This window comes from Emticicia oligotrophica DSM 17448, from assembly GCF_000263195.1.
Taxonomy (GTDB): Bacteria; Bacteroidota; Bacteroidia; order Cytophagales; family Spirosomataceae; genus Emticicia; species Emticicia oligotrophica.
Map to the genome: position 1 here is coordinate 1522785 of NC_018748.1, position 20590 is coordinate 1543374.

At 37.4% G+C, this 20590-nt stretch carries 17 protein-coding genes and 1 pseudogene; 7 read left to right on the plus strand and 11 right to left on the minus strand.

Annotation, left to right across the window (positions count from 1 at the left end; translation table 11 throughout):
* Nucleotides 1-74 precede the first annotated feature (74 nt).
* Nucleotides 75-974: a helix-turn-helix domain-containing protein gene (locus EMTOL_RS06325; protein WP_015028440.1), complete on the minus strand. Its 900-nt coding sequence runs from the start codon at nucleotides 972-974 to the stop codon at nucleotides 75-77.
* 180 nt (nucleotides 975-1154) lie between these two features.
* On the opposite strand from EMTOL_RS06325, the gene rimO reads away from it, so the two are divergent.
* Nucleotides 1155-2462: a 30S ribosomal protein S12 methylthiotransferase RimO gene (gene rimO / locus EMTOL_RS06330; protein WP_015028441.1), complete on the plus strand. Its 1308-nt coding sequence runs from the start codon at nucleotides 1155-1157 to the stop codon at nucleotides 2460-2462.
* 65 nt (nucleotides 2463-2527) lie between these two features.
* Here rimO and EMTOL_RS06335 read toward each other — a convergent pair whose 3' ends face one another.
* From EMTOL_RS06335 to EMTOL_RS06370, 8 genes are all read right to left on the minus strand, one after another.
* On the minus strand, nucleotides 2528-3853 hold the full coding sequence (locus EMTOL_RS06335; RefSeq protein ID WP_015028442.1) for a serine hydrolase domain-containing protein: 1326 nt from the start codon (nucleotides 3851-3853) through the stop codon (nucleotides 2528-2530).
* Between the two features lie 89 nt (nucleotides 3854-3942).
* Nucleotides 3943-4932, minus strand: a complete 990-nt coding sequence (locus tag EMTOL_RS06340; protein WP_015028443.1) for a vWA domain-containing protein — start codon at nucleotides 4930-4932, stop codon at nucleotides 3943-3945.
* A gap of 72 nt (nucleotides 4933-5004) precedes the next feature.
* Nucleotides 5005-5826 carry an N-acetylmuramic acid 6-phosphate etherase gene (murQ, locus tag EMTOL_RS06345; RefSeq protein WP_015028444.1) on the minus strand — a complete coding sequence of 274 codons (822 nt, stop codon included), beginning with the start codon at nucleotides 5824-5826 and terminating at the stop codon, nucleotides 5005-5007.
* Between the two features lie 116 nt (nucleotides 5827-5942).
* Complete coding sequence (locus EMTOL_RS06350; protein ID WP_015028445.1) at nucleotides 5943-7331, minus strand: FAD-binding oxidoreductase; 1389 nt, start codon at nucleotides 7329-7331, stop codon at nucleotides 5943-5945.
* Nucleotides 7332-7598: 267 nt separating this feature from the next.
* Complete coding sequence (locus tag EMTOL_RS06355; protein ID WP_305953189.1) at nucleotides 7599-8234, minus strand: hypothetical protein; 636 nt, start codon at nucleotides 8232-8234, stop codon at nucleotides 7599-7601.
* A gap of 58 nt (nucleotides 8235-8292) precedes the next feature.
* A complete protein-coding gene (locus tag EMTOL_RS06360; protein WP_015028447.1) occupies nucleotides 8293-9672 on the minus strand; it encodes a dipeptidase in 1380 nt (459 codons plus the stop codon).
* 49 nt (nucleotides 9673-9721) lie between these two features.
* Nucleotides 9722-10324, minus strand: coding sequence for a glycerol-3-phosphate 1-O-acyltransferase PlsY (plsY, locus tag EMTOL_RS06365; RefSeq protein ID WP_015028448.1), 603 nt, complete (start codon nucleotides 10322-10324; stop codon nucleotides 9722-9724).
* A gap of 150 nt (nucleotides 10325-10474) precedes the next feature.
* A complete protein-coding gene (locus EMTOL_RS06370; RefSeq protein ID WP_015028449.1) occupies nucleotides 10475-12343 on the minus strand; it encodes a glycosyltransferase family protein in 1869 nt (622 codons plus the stop codon).
* Between the two features lie 197 nt (nucleotides 12344-12540).
* Here EMTOL_RS06370 and EMTOL_RS06375 point away from each other — a divergent pair, with 197 nt between their 5' ends.
* The 3 genes from EMTOL_RS06375 to EMTOL_RS06385 all read left to right on the plus strand — a co-directional run bounded on the left by EMTOL_RS06375 (nucleotide 12541) and on the right by EMTOL_RS06385 (nucleotide 15341).
* Nucleotides 12541-13446, plus strand: a complete 906-nt coding sequence (locus tag EMTOL_RS06375; RefSeq protein ID WP_015028450.1) for a DMT family transporter — start codon at nucleotides 12541-12543, stop codon at nucleotides 13444-13446.
* Between the two features lie 130 nt (nucleotides 13447-13576).
* Nucleotides 13577-14497, plus strand: a complete 921-nt coding sequence (locus EMTOL_RS06380; protein ID WP_015028451.1) for a hypothetical protein — start codon at nucleotides 13577-13579, stop codon at nucleotides 14495-14497.
* A 67-nt stretch (nucleotides 14498-14564) separates the two neighbouring features.
* Complete coding sequence (locus EMTOL_RS06385) at nucleotides 14565-15341, plus strand: hypothetical protein (RefSeq protein ID WP_015028452.1); 777 nt, start codon at nucleotides 14565-14567, stop codon at nucleotides 15339-15341.
* An 88-nt stretch (nucleotides 15342-15429) separates the two neighbouring features.
* Here the strand turns inward: EMTOL_RS06385 and atpG are convergent, their stop codons facing one another.
* Both atpG and atpA read right to left on the minus strand, forming a co-directional pair.
* Nucleotides 15430-16314: an ATP synthase F1 subunit gamma gene (gene atpG / locus EMTOL_RS06390; protein ID WP_015028453.1), complete on the minus strand. Its 885-nt coding sequence runs from the start codon at nucleotides 16312-16314 to the stop codon at nucleotides 15430-15432.
* Between the two features lie 92 nt (nucleotides 16315-16406).
* Nucleotides 16407-17984: a F0F1 ATP synthase subunit alpha gene (atpA, locus tag EMTOL_RS06395; protein WP_015028454.1), complete on the minus strand. Its 1578-nt coding sequence runs from the start codon at nucleotides 17982-17984 to the stop codon at nucleotides 16407-16409.
* A gap of 281 nt (nucleotides 17985-18265) precedes the next feature.
* On the opposite strand from atpA, the gene EMTOL_RS06400 reads away from it, so the two are divergent.
* From EMTOL_RS06400 to EMTOL_RS06405, 3 genes and pseudogenes are all read left to right on the plus strand, one after another.
* Nucleotides 18266-18973 carry a 2-phosphosulfolactate phosphatase gene (locus EMTOL_RS06400; RefSeq protein ID WP_041693435.1) on the plus strand — a complete coding sequence of 236 codons (708 nt, stop codon included), beginning with the start codon at nucleotides 18266-18268 and terminating at the stop codon, nucleotides 18971-18973.
* Nucleotides 18974-19237: 264 nt separating this feature from the next.
* Nucleotides 19238-19468: pseudogene (locus EMTOL_RS22095) on the plus strand (endonuclease domain-containing protein); the annotation flags it as partial.
* 103 nt (nucleotides 19469-19571) lie between these two features.
* Nucleotides 19572-20582: a dipeptide epimerase gene (locus EMTOL_RS06405; RefSeq protein WP_015028456.1), complete on the plus strand. Its 1011-nt coding sequence runs from the start codon at nucleotides 19572-19574 to the stop codon at nucleotides 20580-20582.
* Nucleotides 20583-20590 lie beyond the last annotated feature (8 nt).

Below are 20590 nucleotides of genomic sequence, written 5' to 3' on the forward strand. Positions count from 1 at the left end.
TTATTTCAATACAAAATTGAACAATAAAAAGAAATCAAAATAGGTAAAAGGCTATTAATTATATGCAATTTCAATCAAGATTGTAGATTTCGATATTCTTTTGGCGAAATTCCTGTCTTAGATTTGAAGAATCTCGAAAAATCGCTTGGTTCGAAGCCTCCAATTTTAAAAGCAATGTCGGCGATTCGTAAAGGGGTTTGTTTGAGTAATACTTTTGCTTCCAAAATCCGCATTTCTTCGAGCAATTCATGAGCCGATTTCCCTGTGGTTGTCTTTACACATTTATGTAAATGATTGGGTGAAACTGCCAACATTTCGGCAAACTCAGTTACAGTCTTTTTATCGTAGATATTTTCTGAAAGTAAACTTTTATAGCGTTGGGTCAGATTCGAAGCGGCATTATTGAGCGATTTTCGAGTTTGTGAATAAAATTCTTTTATTTCTTTCAAAAATGCTGTTAAGTACAAAGCAATTATTTCAGCACGATTGGCTTCATTACGTAGTTTTTCGGAAATCAGGATTTCTAATAAATCAATAATCCTCTGATTATCAATTAATTGAATTAGTGGCTCGGAAGTAATTTGAAAAAAAGGAAAATCATTTTCGAGGTCGATATTGAGCAGCGATTGATTAAAAAACTCTGGCTGAAAATGACAATAGAAACCCTCAACATCATCAGAAATGGCTTCGAGCGATGTAATTTGGTCTGAAGATAAACCAAAAAAAGTATTAGCTTCTACTTTATATTCGGTCAATCCTTTGCTTCTGATAGCAAAACCTTTGGTTACAAAAAGGAAAAAATACACCGAACGTCGGTGCGGTAAAACAGGGAGTTTTAGGAAAGATTTATAATTTTCAATTCGCTCAATATGAAATTGCTCGTACAAATCAGAGACTTTAGGTTTCCAACTTCCAAATAAATAATTATCAAACTGTGAAGGATTGAGTTTTGGTATTTCTTTCGAGCGATTCATTTTCCCTGATAATTCATTATTAACGCAATTTCAATTAATGTGATTGAGCAAAATCTTAGCAAAACTACCCAAAGCCATCTATTCTAATAGGAAAACAAGGTATTTTTACCGAACTTTGCAAAAAAAATTACGTAAAACAATCGGGCGGCATGCTGCTCTCCAGAATTGTTTGGAAAGAAAATGAAAACAAAAGGAACAGTAAAAAATAAAATCAATATCGTTACGCTTGGTTGTTCGAAAAACCTTGTTGACTCAGAAGTGCTTTATACCCAACTCAAAGGCAATGGGATGAAGGTAGAGCATGAATCAAAAAAGGACGATGCCAATATAGTTATCATTAATACTTGTGGTTTTATTGATAATGCTAAGCAAGAATCTATTGATACGATTCTTCGATACGTTGATGCCAAAGATGCTGGAATTGTAGATAAAGTTTATGTAACAGGCTGTTTATCACATCGTTATAAAGATGAACTTTCAGTTGAAATTCCAACGGTTGACGCGTGGTTTGGCACAAATGAGCTGCCAAGAATGCTTAAAACACTAAAAGCAGATTATAAGCAAGAATTAGTCGGAGAACGCCTACTTACCACGCCTGCACATTTTGCTTACTTAAAAATTGCCGAAGGTTGCGACCGTCCTTGTAGTTTCTGTGCGATTCCGCTTATGCGTGGAGGGCACGTAAGTCGCCCAATGGATGAGCTAGTTTTACAAGCTCAAAATTTGGCTAAAAAAGGCACTAAAGAGCTAATTTTGATTGCCCAAGACCTTACTTACTACGGTTTAGATATTTACAAAAAACGTAATTTAGCAGAGCTTCTTGATAAACTTTCTGATGTAGAAGGAATTGATTGGATTCGCCTACAATATGCTTATCCTTCAGGTTTTCCGATGGATGTGCTTGATGTGATGAAGAATCGTTCGAATATCTGTAAATACCTCGATATGCCGCTTCAACATGGCTCTTCAGAAATGCTTAAGATTATGCGTCGTGGCATCGACCGTCCAAAAACTGAAGCTTTAATTAATTCTATTCGCGAGAAAATTCCAGATATTGCTATTCGTACAACTCTCATTGCTGGTCATCCCGGAGAAACAGAAGAACATTTTGAAGAAATGTATCATTTCGTAGAGAAAATGCGTTTCGAGCGTTTGGGTGTTTTTCAGTATTCACATGAAGAAGATACCCATTCATTCTCAATGCCTGATGATATTCCATCCGAAGTAAAACAAGAGCGAACTGATATTATCATGGAGCTCCAACAAGGGATTTCGGCTGAATTAAATCAAGCTAAAATTGGAAATACTTATAAAGTTTTATTTGATAGAAAAGAAGGAGGATATTTTATTGGAAGAACAGAGTTCGATTCTCCAGAAGTTGATAACGAAGTGTTGATTCCTGCTTCACAATATGTGCGAATGGGAGATTTTGCCAATGTAAAAATCAACAATGCCGAAGAGTTTGATTTATACGGTGATTTGGTTTAATAAAATATACCGTAGAGACGTTTCATGAAACGTCTCTACGATTTAGTTTATAGAATTTAAAACCATCACTTCACTGCTGCTACAACACCTTTCACTAAAGCAGAAAGATTAAAATTATCTTTCGGTGTGCATCCCAAACGCACAATTACTAAATTCTTCGACGGCACAACTGTTACCGACTGCCCTTCAAATCCTAAAGCCATAAAAGCATCTTGTGGGAAAGTTATATCTTGATGGTCAAGCCAGAAATGTGCTGCGTATTTACCATCTGAATGTGCAGTTTCGGTAGAGGAATATTTCACCCAACCTTCTGGCAAGAGGCGTTCGCCATTCCAAATACCATCTTGAAGATATAATTGACCAAATTTTGCCCAATCACGAGCAGTGGCGTACATAAACGAAGAACCGACAAAAGTTCCTATAGCATCTGGTTCCAAAACGGCACTTTTCATTCCAATTTTATGAAATAATCGTTGATATGGGAAAGCCAAATAATTGGCGTGAGAAGCAAACTGGCGTCGAATAATTTCTTGCAAAATATTACTTGTTCCACTTGAATACGACCATATTTTATCGGGTTCGGCAGCGGCTTTACTTTGCAAAGCGTAAGCACCTGCTCCTTTTTTACGAAATAACATTCGGGTAGCATCGCTTGGTGCGGCATAGTTTTCTTCAAAACCAAGTCCACTACTCATACGAAGAAGGTGGTCGATGGTAATTTTCTTTCGCTCATCGTTTTGCCATTCCGATATTGGAGCTGGCTTTTTGATATCCAATTTTCCATCTTTTACCAAAAGTCCAATCATGGCACTAGTTACACTTTTGGTCATCGACCAACCCAAAAGCGGTGTTTCGGGCTTAATATTGGTGGCATATCTTTCTGCTAAAATTTGTCCATTATGCAGTACAACCACTGCTCGTGTACGAATAATATTCTGAGGGTCTTTTTCTTGAAAAGCATCATTGATAGTTTTATCTAAAGATACTTTATCTATTCCTGCAAAATCTGATATTGTTGTTAGTTTCTCGGTAAGTGTATCGGCTAAAGGAACTGATGGTTGTTTTTTGATTTCTTCTTCGGTTAGTTCATTCACAAGTGTACATCCAAGCCCTTTTCTGTAAATGGCCTTGGTTTGAGCCAAGCCATAAATATTAGCGGTTACGGCTTTATTTACTTCATCAACTTCTACTGTGGCAAATGGCACAGCATAGAGTTCTTCTGCTTTGATATTTTCTAAATCACGCCCAGAAACAAACATACAAGAACATACTGTTTTGGCATTATAAGAAGAACCTATGTAGGCATATTGAATGGCATAATTTCCAGCATAAATAAGCCCAATTGCCACAATTAGCAACGTAGCATAAATGATTTTTCGTTTGTTAGACATGGTTTTGATGAATTAGATGGATATGGATACATTTCTTATTGAAAGAAAAAACTTTACAAGAGATAGCATTTAAAGTTGAATTCTTCGAATCAATCTTCCAAAATATTGCCAATGAATGTGTTTTTAAAGAAAAAAGCAGTCAGTAGAAAAACAACCGCCCAGTTGAGATAGATATAGTAAAAATCTTCTACATCACGATAAACATTATCTTTGATTTTTACTTTTTCGAGGCTATTAATTTGCTCAAAAATCTGCTTAAGTGTCTGATTATCAGTAGCTCTAAAAAATTTTCCATTACCTTCTCTGGCGATTTCACGAAGTGTATTTTCATCAACTTTAACTTCGCCATCATTACCTCCAACGGCAATAGTGTACACCTTTATACCAAAAGATTTTGCTAAATCAGTAGCGGTAAGTGGGTCGAGCGTACCAGCGGTATTATCTCCATCGCTCAACAAAATAGCTACTTTACTTTTACTTGGCACTTCTCTGAGTCGATTGATACAAGTAGCCAATGCACTACCAATGGCGGTTCCAGTAGTTTTAATAAGATTGCTATTTATTTCTTCTAAATATTCGTTGAGCATTTCATAATCAGTTGTGAGTGGAGACATCGAAAAAGCCTCTCCTGCAAAAACAACCAATCCGATACGGTCTTGAAAACGACCTTTAATAAATTCGTGGGCAACATTTTTGGCTGCTTCCAGTCGATTAGGTTTTAAATCATTCGCCAACATCGACTCTGAAATATCCATGGCCAGCATGATATCAATTCCTTCAGAAAATTGTTCTTTACTCTCACGCACGCGTTGCGGGCGAGCCAGAGAAAGCAAGACACAAACTACACCAAGCGAGAAAAAAACAGGTGGAATGAAACGAAGATAACTAATCCAATTTGTACGAAGTTGATAACTGGTAAGCGAAAGTCCCAGTTTTTGTTGGCCTCGTGTATAAAAAAGCCAACGAAATAAGAAGAGGAATGGAACACCGATAGTACTATAAAGATAAAGTTTTTCAGCCCAAACGAACGAACGCAGGGTTTGCCAGCTTAACCAATCTATCGAAAACCAATCCCACATGAAATAATGAAGAATGTAAATGAAGAATATAGATTTTTCTACTTATCTTCTTTTCTAAAATATCGTTCTGAACTATTTTCTATAATTATCAACGGCATTTCTTACGCTGCCATAAGTATGAAGGAGGTCACTTGCTTCTTCGTAGGGAATATTTAATTCATTCATGACCATTCGGATACCACGCTCAACTAATTTATGATTGGTTAGCTGCATATCAACCATTTTATTCCCTTTTACTCGCCCTAATTGAATCATTACGGAGGTAGAAATCATATTTAAGACCAATTTCTGGGCCGTTCCAGACTTCATTCTCGTACTGCCCGTTACGAATTCAGGCCCCACTACTGCTTCTACTGGGTATTCTGCCTCAGCCGCAACTGCACTTCCTGCATTACAAACAACACAACCAGTAAGAATTCCGTTTTGGCGAGCGGTGCGTACCCCCCCTACTACATAAGGTGTGCGACCCGACGCAGCAATGCCTACTAAACAATCGTTGGTATTGATTTCGTATTCTTCTAAATCTTTCCAAGCTTGTTCTATATCATCCTCCGCATTTTCAACGGCTTTTCTGATTGCTTTATCTCCACCGGCCATTATTCCGACCACCATTCCAAAAGGAACTCCGAAGGTCGGCGGGCATTCTGAAGCATCTACCACACCCAAACGGCCACTTGTACCCGCACCAATATAAAACAAACGTCCTCCAGCCTTCATTCGAGGTACAATCTGATTCACCAATGCCTCAATCTGAGGAATGCACTTTTCTACTGCATAAGGCACGGTTTTATCTTCATTATTGATTCCTTCGAGTAATTCTCGAACCGACATTTTCTCAAGGTTATCATAATGAGATGAAGATTCGGTTGCTAATTTTTCTAAGCCAAGTGACATAGTTTTGTTCGCTTCTAATTTTAGATTTTATAAAATAGTGGATGAATTTGTTCAAAAGTAAAGAATTATCCTTTTTCAAAAAACATAATTGATGAAACTCCTTATTTATGCTACCTCTAATGATTTATTTTGGGTAATAATTTGCCAGGATTCATGATATTTTGAGGGTCTATTGCTTTCTTAATCGTCCACATAAGGTTAAGTGCTTCACCATGTTCGGCTTTCATGTAATGAAGTTTCCCAACGCCAATCCCATGTTCGCCTGTGCATGTTCCACCCATTTCAAGAGCTCTCGTTACCAATCGTTCGTTTAGGGCTTTTGCTCTTTCAAATTCATCAGCATCATCTGCTGAAACAACAATCGTTAGATGAAAATTACCATCACCAACGTGCCCTAAAATTGGAGCTAAAATATTACTTTCTTTTATATCTATTTGTGTATCAACAATACACTTTGCTAATTTAGAAATCGGCACGCAAACATCGGTCGACATCAATTTCCCTCCTTCACGGAGTGCAACTGAAGCAGGTGCAGCATCAGTTCGAGCTCGCCAAAGTTTCTTTCGATTTTCTTCGCTGGTTTCCCACAAAAACTCCAATACTTCGTGCTGCTGTGTGATTTCCTCAACTTTCTTTATTTGTTCTTTTAATTCTATTTCTGAACCCGCAAATTCTAAAAAAAGTGTTGGTTTTTCGGCATAACCTAAGGCTGAATAAAGATTAATTGCCCGCATCATTGCATCGTCAAGCAATTCTATTTTAGAGATAGGAATACCCCTTTGAATAGTTTTGATGGCGGTATTAACGGCCAATTCAACACTTGGAAATGAACAAACTGCGGCATAAATCGCCTCTGGGTAGCTATGCAATTTAAGGGTAAGCTCTGTGATAATTCCTAAAGTACCTTCTGCTCCAATTAATAGTCGAGTGAGGTCATAACCCGCCGACGATTTTTTTGCTTTACTGCCCGTTTGTATAATTTCGCCATTGGGCAAAACAGCCTTGAGCGTCAGTACATTATCTTTCATGGTGCCATATCGTACGGCATTCGTACCCGATGCCCTTGTACTGGCCATACCACCTAAAGTAGCATTTACGCCTGGTCCTATCGGAAAGCAGAATCCACTTCCTTCGAGAGCCTCATCAATCTGATTACGTGTGACGCCTGACTCAACCGTCACGTACATATCATCTGCACTGATTTCGATGATTTGATTCATCTTGCTTAAATCAATACAAACACCTCCTTCAAGGGCAAGTATGTGCCCTTCAACCGAAGTACCTGCTCCAAAAGGTATGATTGGTGTGCTATATCTTGCACAAATTTTTACAATTTCAGAAACCTCTTGTGTATTTAAAGGAAAAACGACACAATCAGGTGGCGTACAAGCATGATAACTAAATCCGACACCGTGTTCGTTTCGGATGTTTGTTTCGCTCGTTACACGGTCTTGCAAAAGGCTTTTTAGTTCTTCAAAAACCGACTGATTGAATCGTTTTTCCATATTGTGTTAATATAATTATATAGAACCAAGAGACTTTATAAGAGTCTTTGCAAACATATCTATCTTTGAGCGAAAAGCTTGTGTCTATGTCTGTCTATTCTTTAAAACACCTAATTTTTTTCCTTATGAAAAAAGAAAAAAAGCACCAATATAACCATTCCAAGCTAATTAAAATCTGTTTTAATATTTACTTTTAATTATACTAAAAACGGGTTTGTCATTTATGAATTTGGGGTCGATGTTTATCACTAAAACTATCTCCTTTTTTTATATTTTCTTTCTAAATTCAAAAACAATAAAATCTTCTTTTTTAAGATATGGCTGGTATTTTTTAAAAAGTATAAGGTTATGTTTGGTAAATAAATTTATTAACTCTGGCTCTAAAAACATTGGTTTTCCACACCCTTTATGCCTTTTGTTAGGTTTGCTCGAAATATACTCAGAAACAAATAGGCTCCCATTATTTGAAAGTTTTTGTTCAATATCACACAACATTTCATAGGAGTTCGAGAATTCATGTAAAGAGTTTTCAATCAAAATTTTATCAAATAATATTTTAGGTAGCTTGGTTGAAATGCTATCTCCTATATAAATCCTAAACTCTGATTTTGTTTGTTTTCCGTAGCTATTCTGAAGCAAGAAAATTTCTTTTTCTAATAAGCTGACGTTCAAAAACTGAGCATTGATATCTTCAAGGTAAAAGTAAAGTTTGGGAGACTCTAATGAATATATAATTTCATTTATACCCCAACCAGCTCCAATGCTTGCAACTTTTTCGTTTTCTTTAAATTTATAAATTGGTTGATAGCATTCATTTTCAAAAGCAATATGCTTTTTTTTAGTCACACTACTGGGAATATTATAATTTTGACCATCTATCTTAAATTCATATTGTCCAAACATTTGAGCAGGAATCAATAAGATTAAAAGTAATTGGATTTTAAACATACTTTTCTCCTTTTTACTTCATCAATTCGGCATAATGCTTGAAAAACAACGGAATGGTTTCGATTCCTTTAAAGAAATTAAACAATCCATAATGTTCGTTAGGCGAGTGGAGAGCATCTGAATCTAAACCAAAACCAAATAGTATTGATTTCAAGCCTAATTCTTGCTCAAATAATGCCACGATTGGAATACTTCCTCCACCTCTTGTTGGTACGGGCTTTTTACCAAAAGCTTCTTCCATCGCCAACATTGCAGCCTTATAACCCGCCGAATCAGTTGGCGTTACATAGGGCTGTCCTCCATGATGACGGGCGACTGAAACCTTTACTGTTGGCGGAGCAATCGCCTTGAAATGAGCTTCGAATAATTCTGCTATTTCCTCCCAATCTTGATCTGGTACAAGTCGCATCGAGATTTTAGCAAATGCTTTCGATGGAAGTACCGTTTTCGAGCCTTCGCCTATATAGCCACCCCAAATGCCGTTTACATCAAGTGTTGGTCGAATACTGGCACGCTCACGAGTAGTATAGCCTTTTTCGCCAGAAACTTCGGCAATTTCAAGGTCTTTTTTATATTCTTCCAAATCAAAAGGTGCAGCCTCTAAATCATCACGCTCAGCTTGGCTCAGCTCTGCTACTTTATCATAGAATCCTTTAATCGTAATTTTGCCATCGGCATCGTGCATGGAAGCAATCATCTGGCAAAGAACATTAACAGGATTGGCCACAGCTCCACCATATACACCCGAGTGTAAATCTCGATTTGGACCGGTTACGGCAACTTCCATATAAGTAAGTCCACGCAAACCAGTTTCTACCGAAGGAATATCATTGGCAATGATAGAAGTATCAGAAATCAGGATTAAATCGGCCTTAAGTTTTTCTTTATTTTCTTTCACGAAAATACCCAAATTCTCTGAGCCAACTTCTTCTTCTCCTTCAAACATAATCTTTACATTACAAGGCAAACCACCTTGAGCCAACATCATTTCGATAGCTTTTACGTGCATATAGATTTGTCCTTTATCATCACAAGAACCACGAGCAAAAATAGCTCCGTCTGGGTGATTTTTAGTTACCTTGATTGTTGGTTCAAATGGAGGCGAATCCCATAGTTCGTAAGGGTCAGCAGGTTGAACGTCGTAATGTCCGTAAATTAAAATTGTTGGCAAAGATGCATCTACCATTTTTTCAGCATATACAATCGGATGCCCCGCTGTCGGACAAATCTCTGCCTTATCAAGGCCTGCAGCTAATAATTTTTCTTGAATATATTCAGCCGCACGAAGCATATCGGGCTGAAACTTTGAGTCGGCACTAACCGAAGGAATACGTAAGAAATCAAAAAGTTCGTTTAAGAACCTGTCTTTATTTTGTTCGATGTAAGTGTTCATTGATTTATTTTGTCCAGTGGACTTTTACTACATATACAAAGTTATGGCTTTATTTTTTCGCCCCAAACTTATTTTCAGTACCGTTTATTAGGCGACTGATATTTTGGCGATGCATGATAGTTAAGATTAAGAAAACCACCCAAGCAAAGCCAATGGCGTAATTATCGGCATTATCATTCCATAAATTGAACATCAATTGAATAGGGAAAGCTAATCCGCCTAAAATTGAACCTAAGGATACATATTTTGTAGCAAGTACTATTACTAAAAATACTAAAAAGCAACCTAAAGCAGCCCAAGGAAAAGTAGCAACCAAAACCCCCATTGAAGTAGCCACGCCTTTTCCACCTTTAAATTGGGCAAAAATTGGGAAAATATGCCCCATAATCACGGCTAAGCCCATAAGTAAATATAGATACTGAGTGATATCTGACATAAACAAACCAGCAGCTTTTACAGCTAAAAAACCTTTGAGGAAATCGACAATCAGAACAATGATACCTGCTTTTTTGCCAAGTGTACGAAGAGAGTTGGTTGCCCCAGCATTTCCACTTCCATGTTCGCGAACATCAATACCGTGAAAAATCCTACCATACCAAACTGCTGTGGGAATCGAGCCCATTAAATAGGCTAAAATAATACTTAGAATCATTAAGGTTATAGAAAACTTTTAAGGTGAGTTGGCAAAATTAATCAAAATTGTGCTATTTCATGATAGTCACCCATAAAAAAACACATAAGATATTGATATACAAAATCTTATGTGTTTAAAAGTATCGTCAATAATTGTATATTTTGAAAACTATATACGTGTTATACCCTTACGTTTCAGGGCTAAATCGTGAGCAGTATCGTAGTACGAACGTAGATTTGTCCAATCAAATACTTCTGAGATATTCTCTACTCTATTACGCTGCATGATGCGGTCACGTCGGTTCATTGTTACGAACTTAAAGAGAATTTCGGCTAGTTGGTCGGCGGCTTTATCAAAGTTTTTACGCTTACGATTAACCACATATACCCCTACGTTTTCGAAATCTTTCATGAGTTGCATAATGAAATCACCAAAGCCTGATAAATCACTCGTTACAGTAGGAATTCCTCTTACAACACACTCTAGCGGCGTATATCCCCAAGGTTCATAATAACTCGGGAAAATGCCCAAATGGCATCCACGCACAAACTGGCTGTATTCCATTCCAAAAAGTGGGTTGGTAGGAGAAATAAAATCTGGGTGATACACAAATTTTACGCGGTCTTGTTCGTGGTTAAGTAAATTGGTTTCCTTCAAATAATTGGTAATATCATCGGGTTGCTTCAAAAGGTGCGTCACCGTATGAGGAAGTTTTTTGGTCTTCCAAGTTTGAATTGTGCGGCGTAAACGTAATCTCCAATATTCATCAACAAACTGATTTAAGTCAGGAAGATTTGGGTCATCGTTTGATGCCGAGGCATGGAATAGATGTTCTCCAATTTGTTTTTCCATAGCCTCACAGGTTTGTCGAATCTCTTCCATTACAGCCCTCGACTGTAGCACCTCTGGGTCTATCGAATGAACAGGGTTTTTAGTAATGATAAACATCACGATTGTCGTATCAATACCTGCCTGAACAAGTTTGAAGTTCAAACGTTTGAGAGCTTCAAGTGTAAGGTCATATCCTTTGTTTCTAAATTCGTAGCGGCCTGAAGTAAAGAAGTAGAGTGTATTATCTAAATCCCAAGAATAACTTTGGAAGAAGTGCCCCATCACAAATTGATGGATTTTTTCTTTATATTTCAAGTGAAGATTCTGGAATTCATGAATAGCTGCAAAACGTGTAACATTCAGACCATTCGGTAGAATCAAATCACAAGTTCGACCGAAAAACACCTCACATTCTTTAGCTGTCACATCACTTACTGTAGTGAGTACATGCGATTTTTGGGCAGCTAAACGTTCAATTTTCGCTTGTGCTTCTATTCCATAATGGCGTGCTTCCTGTTCCCAATCATATCCTGATAGTTTTTCGTAAAAATCAGGCTCATTTCCAGCGATATAACGCCCCAACATGGTGGCATGTGTAGTAAATACGGTCGAAATTGGCACATTATCAGTGCGAATATCTATCAAAGCAGTGGCAACCATCCACTCATGAAAATGAGCCACAACCTCGTTTTTGCTCCCAAAAGCTTCACCAAATTCGGTCAAGAAAACCCTAATCATCTCACCTAGAGCAATCACTTGGTCAACCAATGGCTCAGCATTTAAAGTTGAAATTTGGTGTCTTTCCCAAAGTTTAAACTTTAAATCGTTGGTATCATTCAAAATTGACTTGAAATCGAGCAAAACAATTTTGGGTTTGCCCGTAACCAGCCAACGGCCATAATGGGCATCAAAGCCCATTTCTTTCATTTTTTTTACAACTTTCCCAAAAGGCGATTCATCGAGGTCTGCAATTGGTTCAAACTCAATCATTGCCGTATTAGGGAAGTACGGGCCAACGAGACAGTAATTTTCGCCCCACTCCTCAACCATTGAAGGTACTTTCGAGCGAATTACTGTATAAATTCCACCAACTTGGTTACATACCTCCCAAGCAATCTCCATCAACATTGGCTTCTTTTGTTCACGCGGCTTAATACTAATAGTTTCTTCTGATTCTTTCTTTAATTTTGCTTTGGTTGTTGCCATGTTGAATATCTAATTTATTAAAACACAAGGTTGAATTAGCTTAAAATTTTTAATAATAACAATAAAAAATTTAACTTTTCTAACAGAATTTATGCAAATTTATTGATTTTAAAGAATATCCTTTTTTTTCACCGTACTTTGTATTAGCAAATCTATCATATTCATTCTTTTTTCTGGTTGAGATTCCGTTATTTTTTATGCCCAAACGCTCAAATTATTGGTTAGGAGCTTTATTGGTTTTTGGAGCTGCGTTTGGTTTTGCTTTAAAAGGTATTTTCATCAAATCGGCCTACCAATATGGGGTAGGAACCATCTCCCTACTTTCCCTCCGATTTATATTTGCTGCTCCTTTCTATATTTTTACTATCTTAAGAAAACGCTTCAAAGAAGAGGCACACCCAAAAGTATCTACCAGCACTTGGCTTAAGTTATTTGGGGTTGGGTTTATTGGATACTATATTTCGGCTTACTTTAACCTTTTAGGTCTGAATTATATTACTGCGAGTTTAGAGCGAATCTTGCTTTTTGTCTATCCTACTTTTGTCTTAATCTTGAGTGCTATCATTTTCAAAAAGAAGATTTCTCCTTTGCAATGGTTGGCTTTGGGTATTACTTATTTCGGTATCTTCATTGCTTTTTTAAAGAACTTCGATGCTCACCAACAAAAAGATATTTGGCTAGGAGCCTTTTGGGTAGTTTTAAGTGGTTTTACTTATGCGTTTTATTTAATCAGTAGCGATGGGCTTATCGCTAAACTTGGTACAACTCGTTTTACCTCTTGGGTTATTTTATCAGCTTTTGTTCCTACCCTTATTCACTGCTATACCGTTAATCAATTAAATATTTTAAATTTTCCTATTCCTGTTTATACCATTTCGTTGTCAATTGCCGTTTTCTCAACGGTTTTACCAACTTTTATGTTATCGGAAGGAATCAAAAGAGTTGGCTCAGGAAACGCTTCCATCATTGCTAGCATCGGACCAATTTTTACGATTGTGCTAGCCACAACGTTTTTAGGCGAAACGATTTGGCTTGAACAAATTATAGGAACTGTTTTTGTACTTATCGGCGTATTTTTGATTAGTTGGAAAGGGAAAAAATAAACAAGAAATGAACAAAACTTGTACCTATATATCTAAATGAAGCCATAACGAATCATTAACACTATAACACTATAAAATTACCACACAATTTCACTAATTTTGAATGATTATTTGAATCAAAAACCAAAAAATGAAATACCTCATCACTGCTATTTGCCTATTATTTACGCTCACTTCATGCCAAAACAAAAACGAACAGAAAAACCTTCAGCTCTCTGATACTCAAGAGTTCAGAAAATACTGGTTTAATAATCAAGCCGAAATAAGTAGCTACGATTTACAACAGGCTCGCTACGGAAAAAAACATGTGGGCGAAGCTGTAATGGTTTTTGTAACTGAAGATTTTAGACTAGATAAACAAGTAAAGCTCGAATCAGATGCTCGTGAAAAAGCAACCCCAGTTTTGAAGCTAAATTTTCTAAAAAAGTTCATTACAGGTATCTATGATTACTCCATGTATTCATCAATCTTTACCCCTGTACAAACCAACACCTACCCTGCTACTTTAAAAGTGACAAACACGAATCAAGAATGGTGTGGACAAACATTTACCCAATTAAACTATCATCAAAATGGCTATCAAGTTCTAGGAAAATCTTATTTTGAAGAAGAAGTTTCGGATGATTTTCATGTTGATTATGCATTGCTTGAAGATGAATTATGGAGTAAAATTAGACTTTCTCAAACCGAGCAACTGCCCATTGGCAATGTAATGATGATTCCGAGTATGACTTCTTTACGCCTTCGCCACAAGCGTGTATTGCCCGAAATGAGCAAGATTAAACTTGAAGCTTATAAAGGAGATTCAACGTTTAAAGGTACAGAACTGATGGACTACAATATTCATTATCCAGAGAGTAAACGTGACCTCAGAATTATTTTCGAAAAAAACTTTCCGCATCAAATTATCGGCTGGGAAGAATCTTATGAAGAAAACAAAAAGCGGCTAACTACCAGAGGAGTTTTGAAAGCGACCATTCGCAATGATTATTGGAAGAAAAATATGCCTGCTGATACCATTTATAGAAAACTATTGAAGTTGAAATACTGATTTTTTTATTTTTGTAAAAAGTTGCCCCAAAAAGGCTGACTTACAAATACTTAAATGATTTCCCTCAATGAAAAAGCCAGCTAATTTTTTCCTAATTGCTTTAATTATCGTCTTTTTAGCTTCTTGCGGCGAAAAGAAAACTCAAAAAACCGAAAATACTGCCAACAGTCCGGCTATTCATACATTGGTATTTATTGATAAAACTGCCAGTGTTGATGTGTCGAAGCCTTTTGTAGCACAAAAATATCAGCAAGCCCTCAATAGCATCATTGAGGAAAATGTGAGGAAATCGGGTGATAAATTTGAAATTTATTATATCCACGAAAATACCGCTAAAGGACGTTGTTTATCGCTTACTTGTCGAACCGAAATGGAAGATACAGAGGGAGTCAATGCAACCGATTTAGAGGCTATCAAAACTAACTATGACCTCTCCATTCGAAAAGAACGTTCTTTTGTCTCAAAACAAGCATTAGCACGCCTCAATGCTGAAAATACAAGCGAATCGAACCGCGAAACCAATATTTTAGCAAGTCTACCAGTCATTGCGAAAGCATCAGAGTCGGGAGCGATTGTGAAGGTATATTACCTAAGTGATATGGTTGAAAGTGTGAAAAGTGGGCGTGATTTTCAGATTAAACCACCAAAAGATAATTCAGAAGCAGAAAGCTGGGCTAAAGCTGATGCCGATAAATACAAAGACTTAGCCTTGAATGGTCCAGATATTTCGATGATTTTACCTTTTGAAGCAACCAGTTCTATCAAAGAAAATAACCCAACAATTACTTATTATTGGACTAAATTATTTGAGAACTTAGGTGTGATGAGTGTTCAAGAAATGTAACACAATTCTCCGAATTGTGCTGTAGGAAAAGAAAAACGGCGATATATCTTTCGATGTATCGCCGTTTCTGATATATAAGAACTAATAATTAGTTTCCTTTCAAAGCTTCTGCACCACCCACAATTTCCAAAATTTCTTTTGTAATGGCAGCTTGGCGACTACGGTTATATTCGATTTTCAAATTACGTAATAACTCGTTGGCGTTATCAGTTGCTTTATCCATAGCAGTCATACGAGCACCGTGTTCAGAAGCATTTGATTCTAAAACGGCTTTGAATAACTGCATTTTGATAGCCTTTGGCATTAATTCTAATACAATTTCTTCTTCCGATGGTTCGAAAATATAATCTGTATTAGCAGCTTTAGCGTTATCATCTTTTTTCTCAACTAAAGGAAGCATTTGCTCTACACGAATAATCTGCGTAGCTACGTTTTTGAATTCGTTGAACACAATTTCAACTACATCATATTTTCCATTTGCAAAAGCTGCCATTGCTTGCTCTGCAGCTTGGCGGGCAGTAGCAAAACTCAAGCGTTGGAAAATATCCATAAACTCGGTATTTGTCTTGAAGCCACGCTTTTGTAATGTTTCACCACCTTTTTTACCCAAAGCCATGATTTCAACATTACCTTTAGCTAATTGAGCAGGGTAGTTTTCGTTAATATGAGCCACAGTGGCCTTTACAACGTTTGCATTAAATGCACCGCAAAGTCCTCTATCAGAAGTAACAACGATTACTAAAACCTTCTCAACAGAGCGAACTTGAGTATATGGACTCGCTGTTCCTACCTCAGTATTAGCCGATACCGCAGAAATCAACTCATTGAGTTTCGTTGCATACGGACGCATCTGAGTAATGGCATCTTGTGCACGACGAAGCTTCGCCGCTGATACCATTTTCATTGCCTTGGTAATCTGTGTTGTAGAGTTTACCGAGGTAATTCTATTTCTAACTTCTTTTAATGAAGGCATCTTTTTATTAAATTAAGAATGTAGAATGTAGAATTAAGAATTAATTATGCTAAAAAACATTCCTAATTCTTAATTCTCAATTCTTAATTGTATTAAGCGTATTTCTCTGCTAATTCTTTACCTACTTTCTTGATAGTGTCAGTAGTAGCATCATCTAACTTACCAGCCGCAAGGTTTGTAATAACCTCTGGGTTTTGGCTCTTCAATAATAAAGCGAATTCGTTTTCGAATTCTTTTACTCTTGCAACAGGTACTTTGTCTAATACACCGTTGATTGAAGCATAGATAATAGCAACTTGCTCTCCTACTGATACTGGCGAGAATTGAGCTTGCTTTAAGATTTCTTGGTTACGACGTCCACGCTCGATAGTCAAACGAGTAGCAGCATCTAGGTCTGAACCAAACTTCGCAAAAGCTTCCAATTCACGGAACTGTGCTTGGTCAAGTTTCAATGTACCAGCTACTTTCTTCATTGATTTAATCTGAGCATTACCACCTACGCGTGATACCGAGATACCTACGTTAATCGCTGGACGAATACCTGCATTGAACAAGTTAGACTCCAAGAAGATTTGTCCGTCAGTAATCGAGATTACGTTTGTAGGGATATAAGCAGAAACGTCACCTGCTTGTGTTTCGATGATTGGAAGGGCTGTTAATGAACCACCACCTTTCACTTTAGATTTCAATGATGGCGGTAAATCGTTCATTTCACTTGCAATAGCATCATCAGCGATAACTTTTGCAGCACGCTCCAATAAACGGCTATGTAAGTAGAATACGTCACCTGGATAAGCTTCACGGCCTGGTGGACGACGAAGCAATAATGATACTTCACGGTAAGCTACGGCTTGCTTAGAAAGGTCATCGTAGATAACCAATGCTGGACGGCCTGTATCACGGAAGTATTCACCGATAGCAGCACCCGTAAACGGAGCAAAGAACTGCATCGGAGATGGGTCAGAAGCACCCGCTGCTACGATTACTGTGTAATCCATAGCACCATATTTACGTAATGTCTGCTCAACAGCCTTAATTGTAGAAGCTTTTTGACCACAAGCTACGTAGATACAATATACAGGTTCGCCTTTGTCGTAGAATTCTTTTTGGTTAATGATGGTGTCAATACAAACGGCAGTCTTACCAGTTTGACGGTCACCGATAACCAACTCACGTTGGCCACGGCCAATCGGAATCATCGCGTCAATAGCTTTGATACCTGTTTGTAAAGGCTCAGTTACTGGCTGACGATAAATAACGCCTGGTGCTTTACGCTCCAAAGGCATTTCAAAAGTTTCTCCTTGAATAGGGCCATTGCCATCGATAGGCTCAGCCAAAGTATTTACAACACGGCCTACGATGCCATCACCTACTTTTACAGAGGCGATTTCACCTGTACGTTTTACTGTTGCACCTTCTTTGATACCTGCCGAGTCACCTAACAATACCGCTCCTACGTTGTCTTCTTCGAGGTTAAGTGCTAAGGCTTTTAAGCCATTTTCAAATGCCAGCAATTCACCGGCTTGAACTTTTGATAAACCGTATATACGTGCTACACCGTCACCGATTTGTAGCACTGTACCAACTTCTTCGAGTTCGGCTTCGGTTCTTGCACCTGCCAATTGCTCACGCAGGATAGCCGAAACTTCGTCTGGTCTAACTGATGCCATATAATTCTTTATGATGAGTTTTGAATGTAATTTTTTAAGAAACGTGTGCTGTACTCTTAATTTTCGGCTGCAAAATTACGATACGATTTTCACAATTCCGATATTTTGCTTAAAAAAAGATTAAAAATGTAGGATTTTTTTTAGAATTTGGAACTTAATTGAAGAAGTTTTGAACAAAAAATTGACAACTTTGCAAAACTTGTCAATTTTAAACACTTTTTTTGGCATCTTTGCCAAAAAATCTCATAATTCGAAACGACACCGTTTTATATTGCATTACGATGAAAAATATTGATGTTTGTTTAACTCCCGATTTACTTCACCTACATAAAATTGATAATACGATTGTTATTGTTGCTGATATTTTTCGTGCAACTTCTTGTATGGTTACAGGCTTTGCTTATGGTGTAAAAGCCATTATTCCAGTTGAAACCGTAGAAGAATGTCAAGAATTACAGGCCAAAGGTTTTATTGCCGCGGCGGAACGAAACGCCCAAAAAGTGGAGGGATTCGAACTTGATAATTCTCCTTTTAGCTACATGGATGAAAAGCTAATCGGTGAAAAAATTGCCATGACAACCACCAATGGCACCTATTCGATTTCAAAAGCTAAAACATCTGCTGTAAAGGTTTTAGTTGGAGCTTTTCTAAATCTCAATGCAATCGTAGAATACCTAAAAACACAGCCTTACGATGTATTGGTGCTTTGTGCAGGCTGGAAAGGGCGAACCAATTTAGAGGATACACTCTTTGCAGGAGCAGTAGTAGATGCCGTACAAGATGAGTTTTTTGTGGCCGAAGATAGTGCTATTATGTCTATGAGACTCTATCAACAAGCCAAAGACGATATGCTTGGATACTTGGCAAATTCATCGCATATTCGCCGTTTGCAACGCTTAGGTATCAACAAAGATATTAGCTATTGCTTACAACGTGATTTGTATGATGTTGTGCCTGTACTACGTGGAAATGAGTTGGTGAATATGTGATATTTTATCTTTGAGGATAATGAGAGATAAATTGAAAGGTAAAAAATACGAGAACAAAATTTCCCCTCCTTTTTTCAAGGAGGGGTGGCAAAATTTTGACGAAGTCGAATTTTGACGGGGTGGTTGAACATTGGAGTAATTTTTTAGAAAAAAACTATGCAACTCAATAATCTAAAGTCCTTAAAACCACAAAGAAAACATTTACGAAACCACTCCACATCGGCTGAGGCAACTTTATGGAGTTACTAAAAGAATAGTCAATTAGAAGGACGAAAGTTTAGAAGACAACACAGTATTGAATTTTACATTCTTGACTTTTTTTGCCCATCAGAAAAAATAAACATAGAATTAGATGGACAAGAACACTTTGAAGGCTACGGACTCGTGCACGATGAAAAACGTGATGAGTTTTTAAAATCACTCAACATTAAAGTATTAAGATTTGAAAATATAGAATGGGTTTTGAATGAGATTAAAAGGCATTTTAAAACTTAAACAACCACCCCGTCAAAGTCCGATTCCATCAGGACTTTGACACCCCTCCTTTGAAAGGAGGAGAAACTTTATTACACGGTATAAACAAACGACCTTCATCAAAATGAAACTAAAATTCCATATTCTCACGCTGCAAATGCGGCATACTTTTACCATTGCTCACGGCTCACGTGATGATATTGATGCCTTTATCGTTGAACTTCAAGACGGTGAACTCAGTGGTTATGGAGAAGCAACTCCAATACCTTATTATGGAGTTACGGCCGAAGGAATGAGAGACAAACTCTCTGAATATCAAGAAATTATCGAAAACTACGACCTTCAAAATCCAGAGGATTTTTGGGCATTTATGTACCCTCATCTAAAAAATGACCCTTTTGCACATTGTGCATTAGATATGGCAGCTTGGGATTTATGGGGCAAAAAACAAGGTAAACCCTTATACGAAATTTGGGGCCTTGACCCTTCAAAAGCCCCGAATTCTAATTATACCATCGGAATTGATACCATTGAAAAAATGGTTGAGAAAATGAAAGAGTTTGATTTCCCGATTTATAAAATCAAGTTGGGTACTAATCACGATGTTGAAATTGTTCGTGAACTAAGAAAACACACCGATGCTCTTTTTAGAGTTGATGCTAACTGTGCCTGGGGTATTGAAGAAACCATTGAAAACTCGAAAGCTTTTGCAGAGTTGGGCGTAGAATTTATCGAACAACCAATGCACAAAGATGCTTACGTAGAGATGGAAGAAGTAATGAAAGGTTCGGTTTTACCACTCATTGCCGATGAAAGCTGCATTGTGGAAGAAGACGTAAAAAAATGCGTAGGTAAATTTCATGGTGTAAACGTAAAATTGGCCAAGTGTGGTGGAATTACACCAGCATTACGCATGATTTCAGAAGCAAAAAGCTTGGGATTGAAAGTTATGTGTGGCTGTATGACGGAAACAAGTGTGGGTATTTCAGCAATCGGGCAGCTAGCACCTTTACTTGATTATGTAGATATGGATGGTTCGATTTTAATTGCCAATGACCCTGCAACGGGAGTATATCTTGACAAAGGCAAACCTGTTTTCCCGAAAGTAAACGGAACAGGTGCAACACTTTTATAAATTTTTGG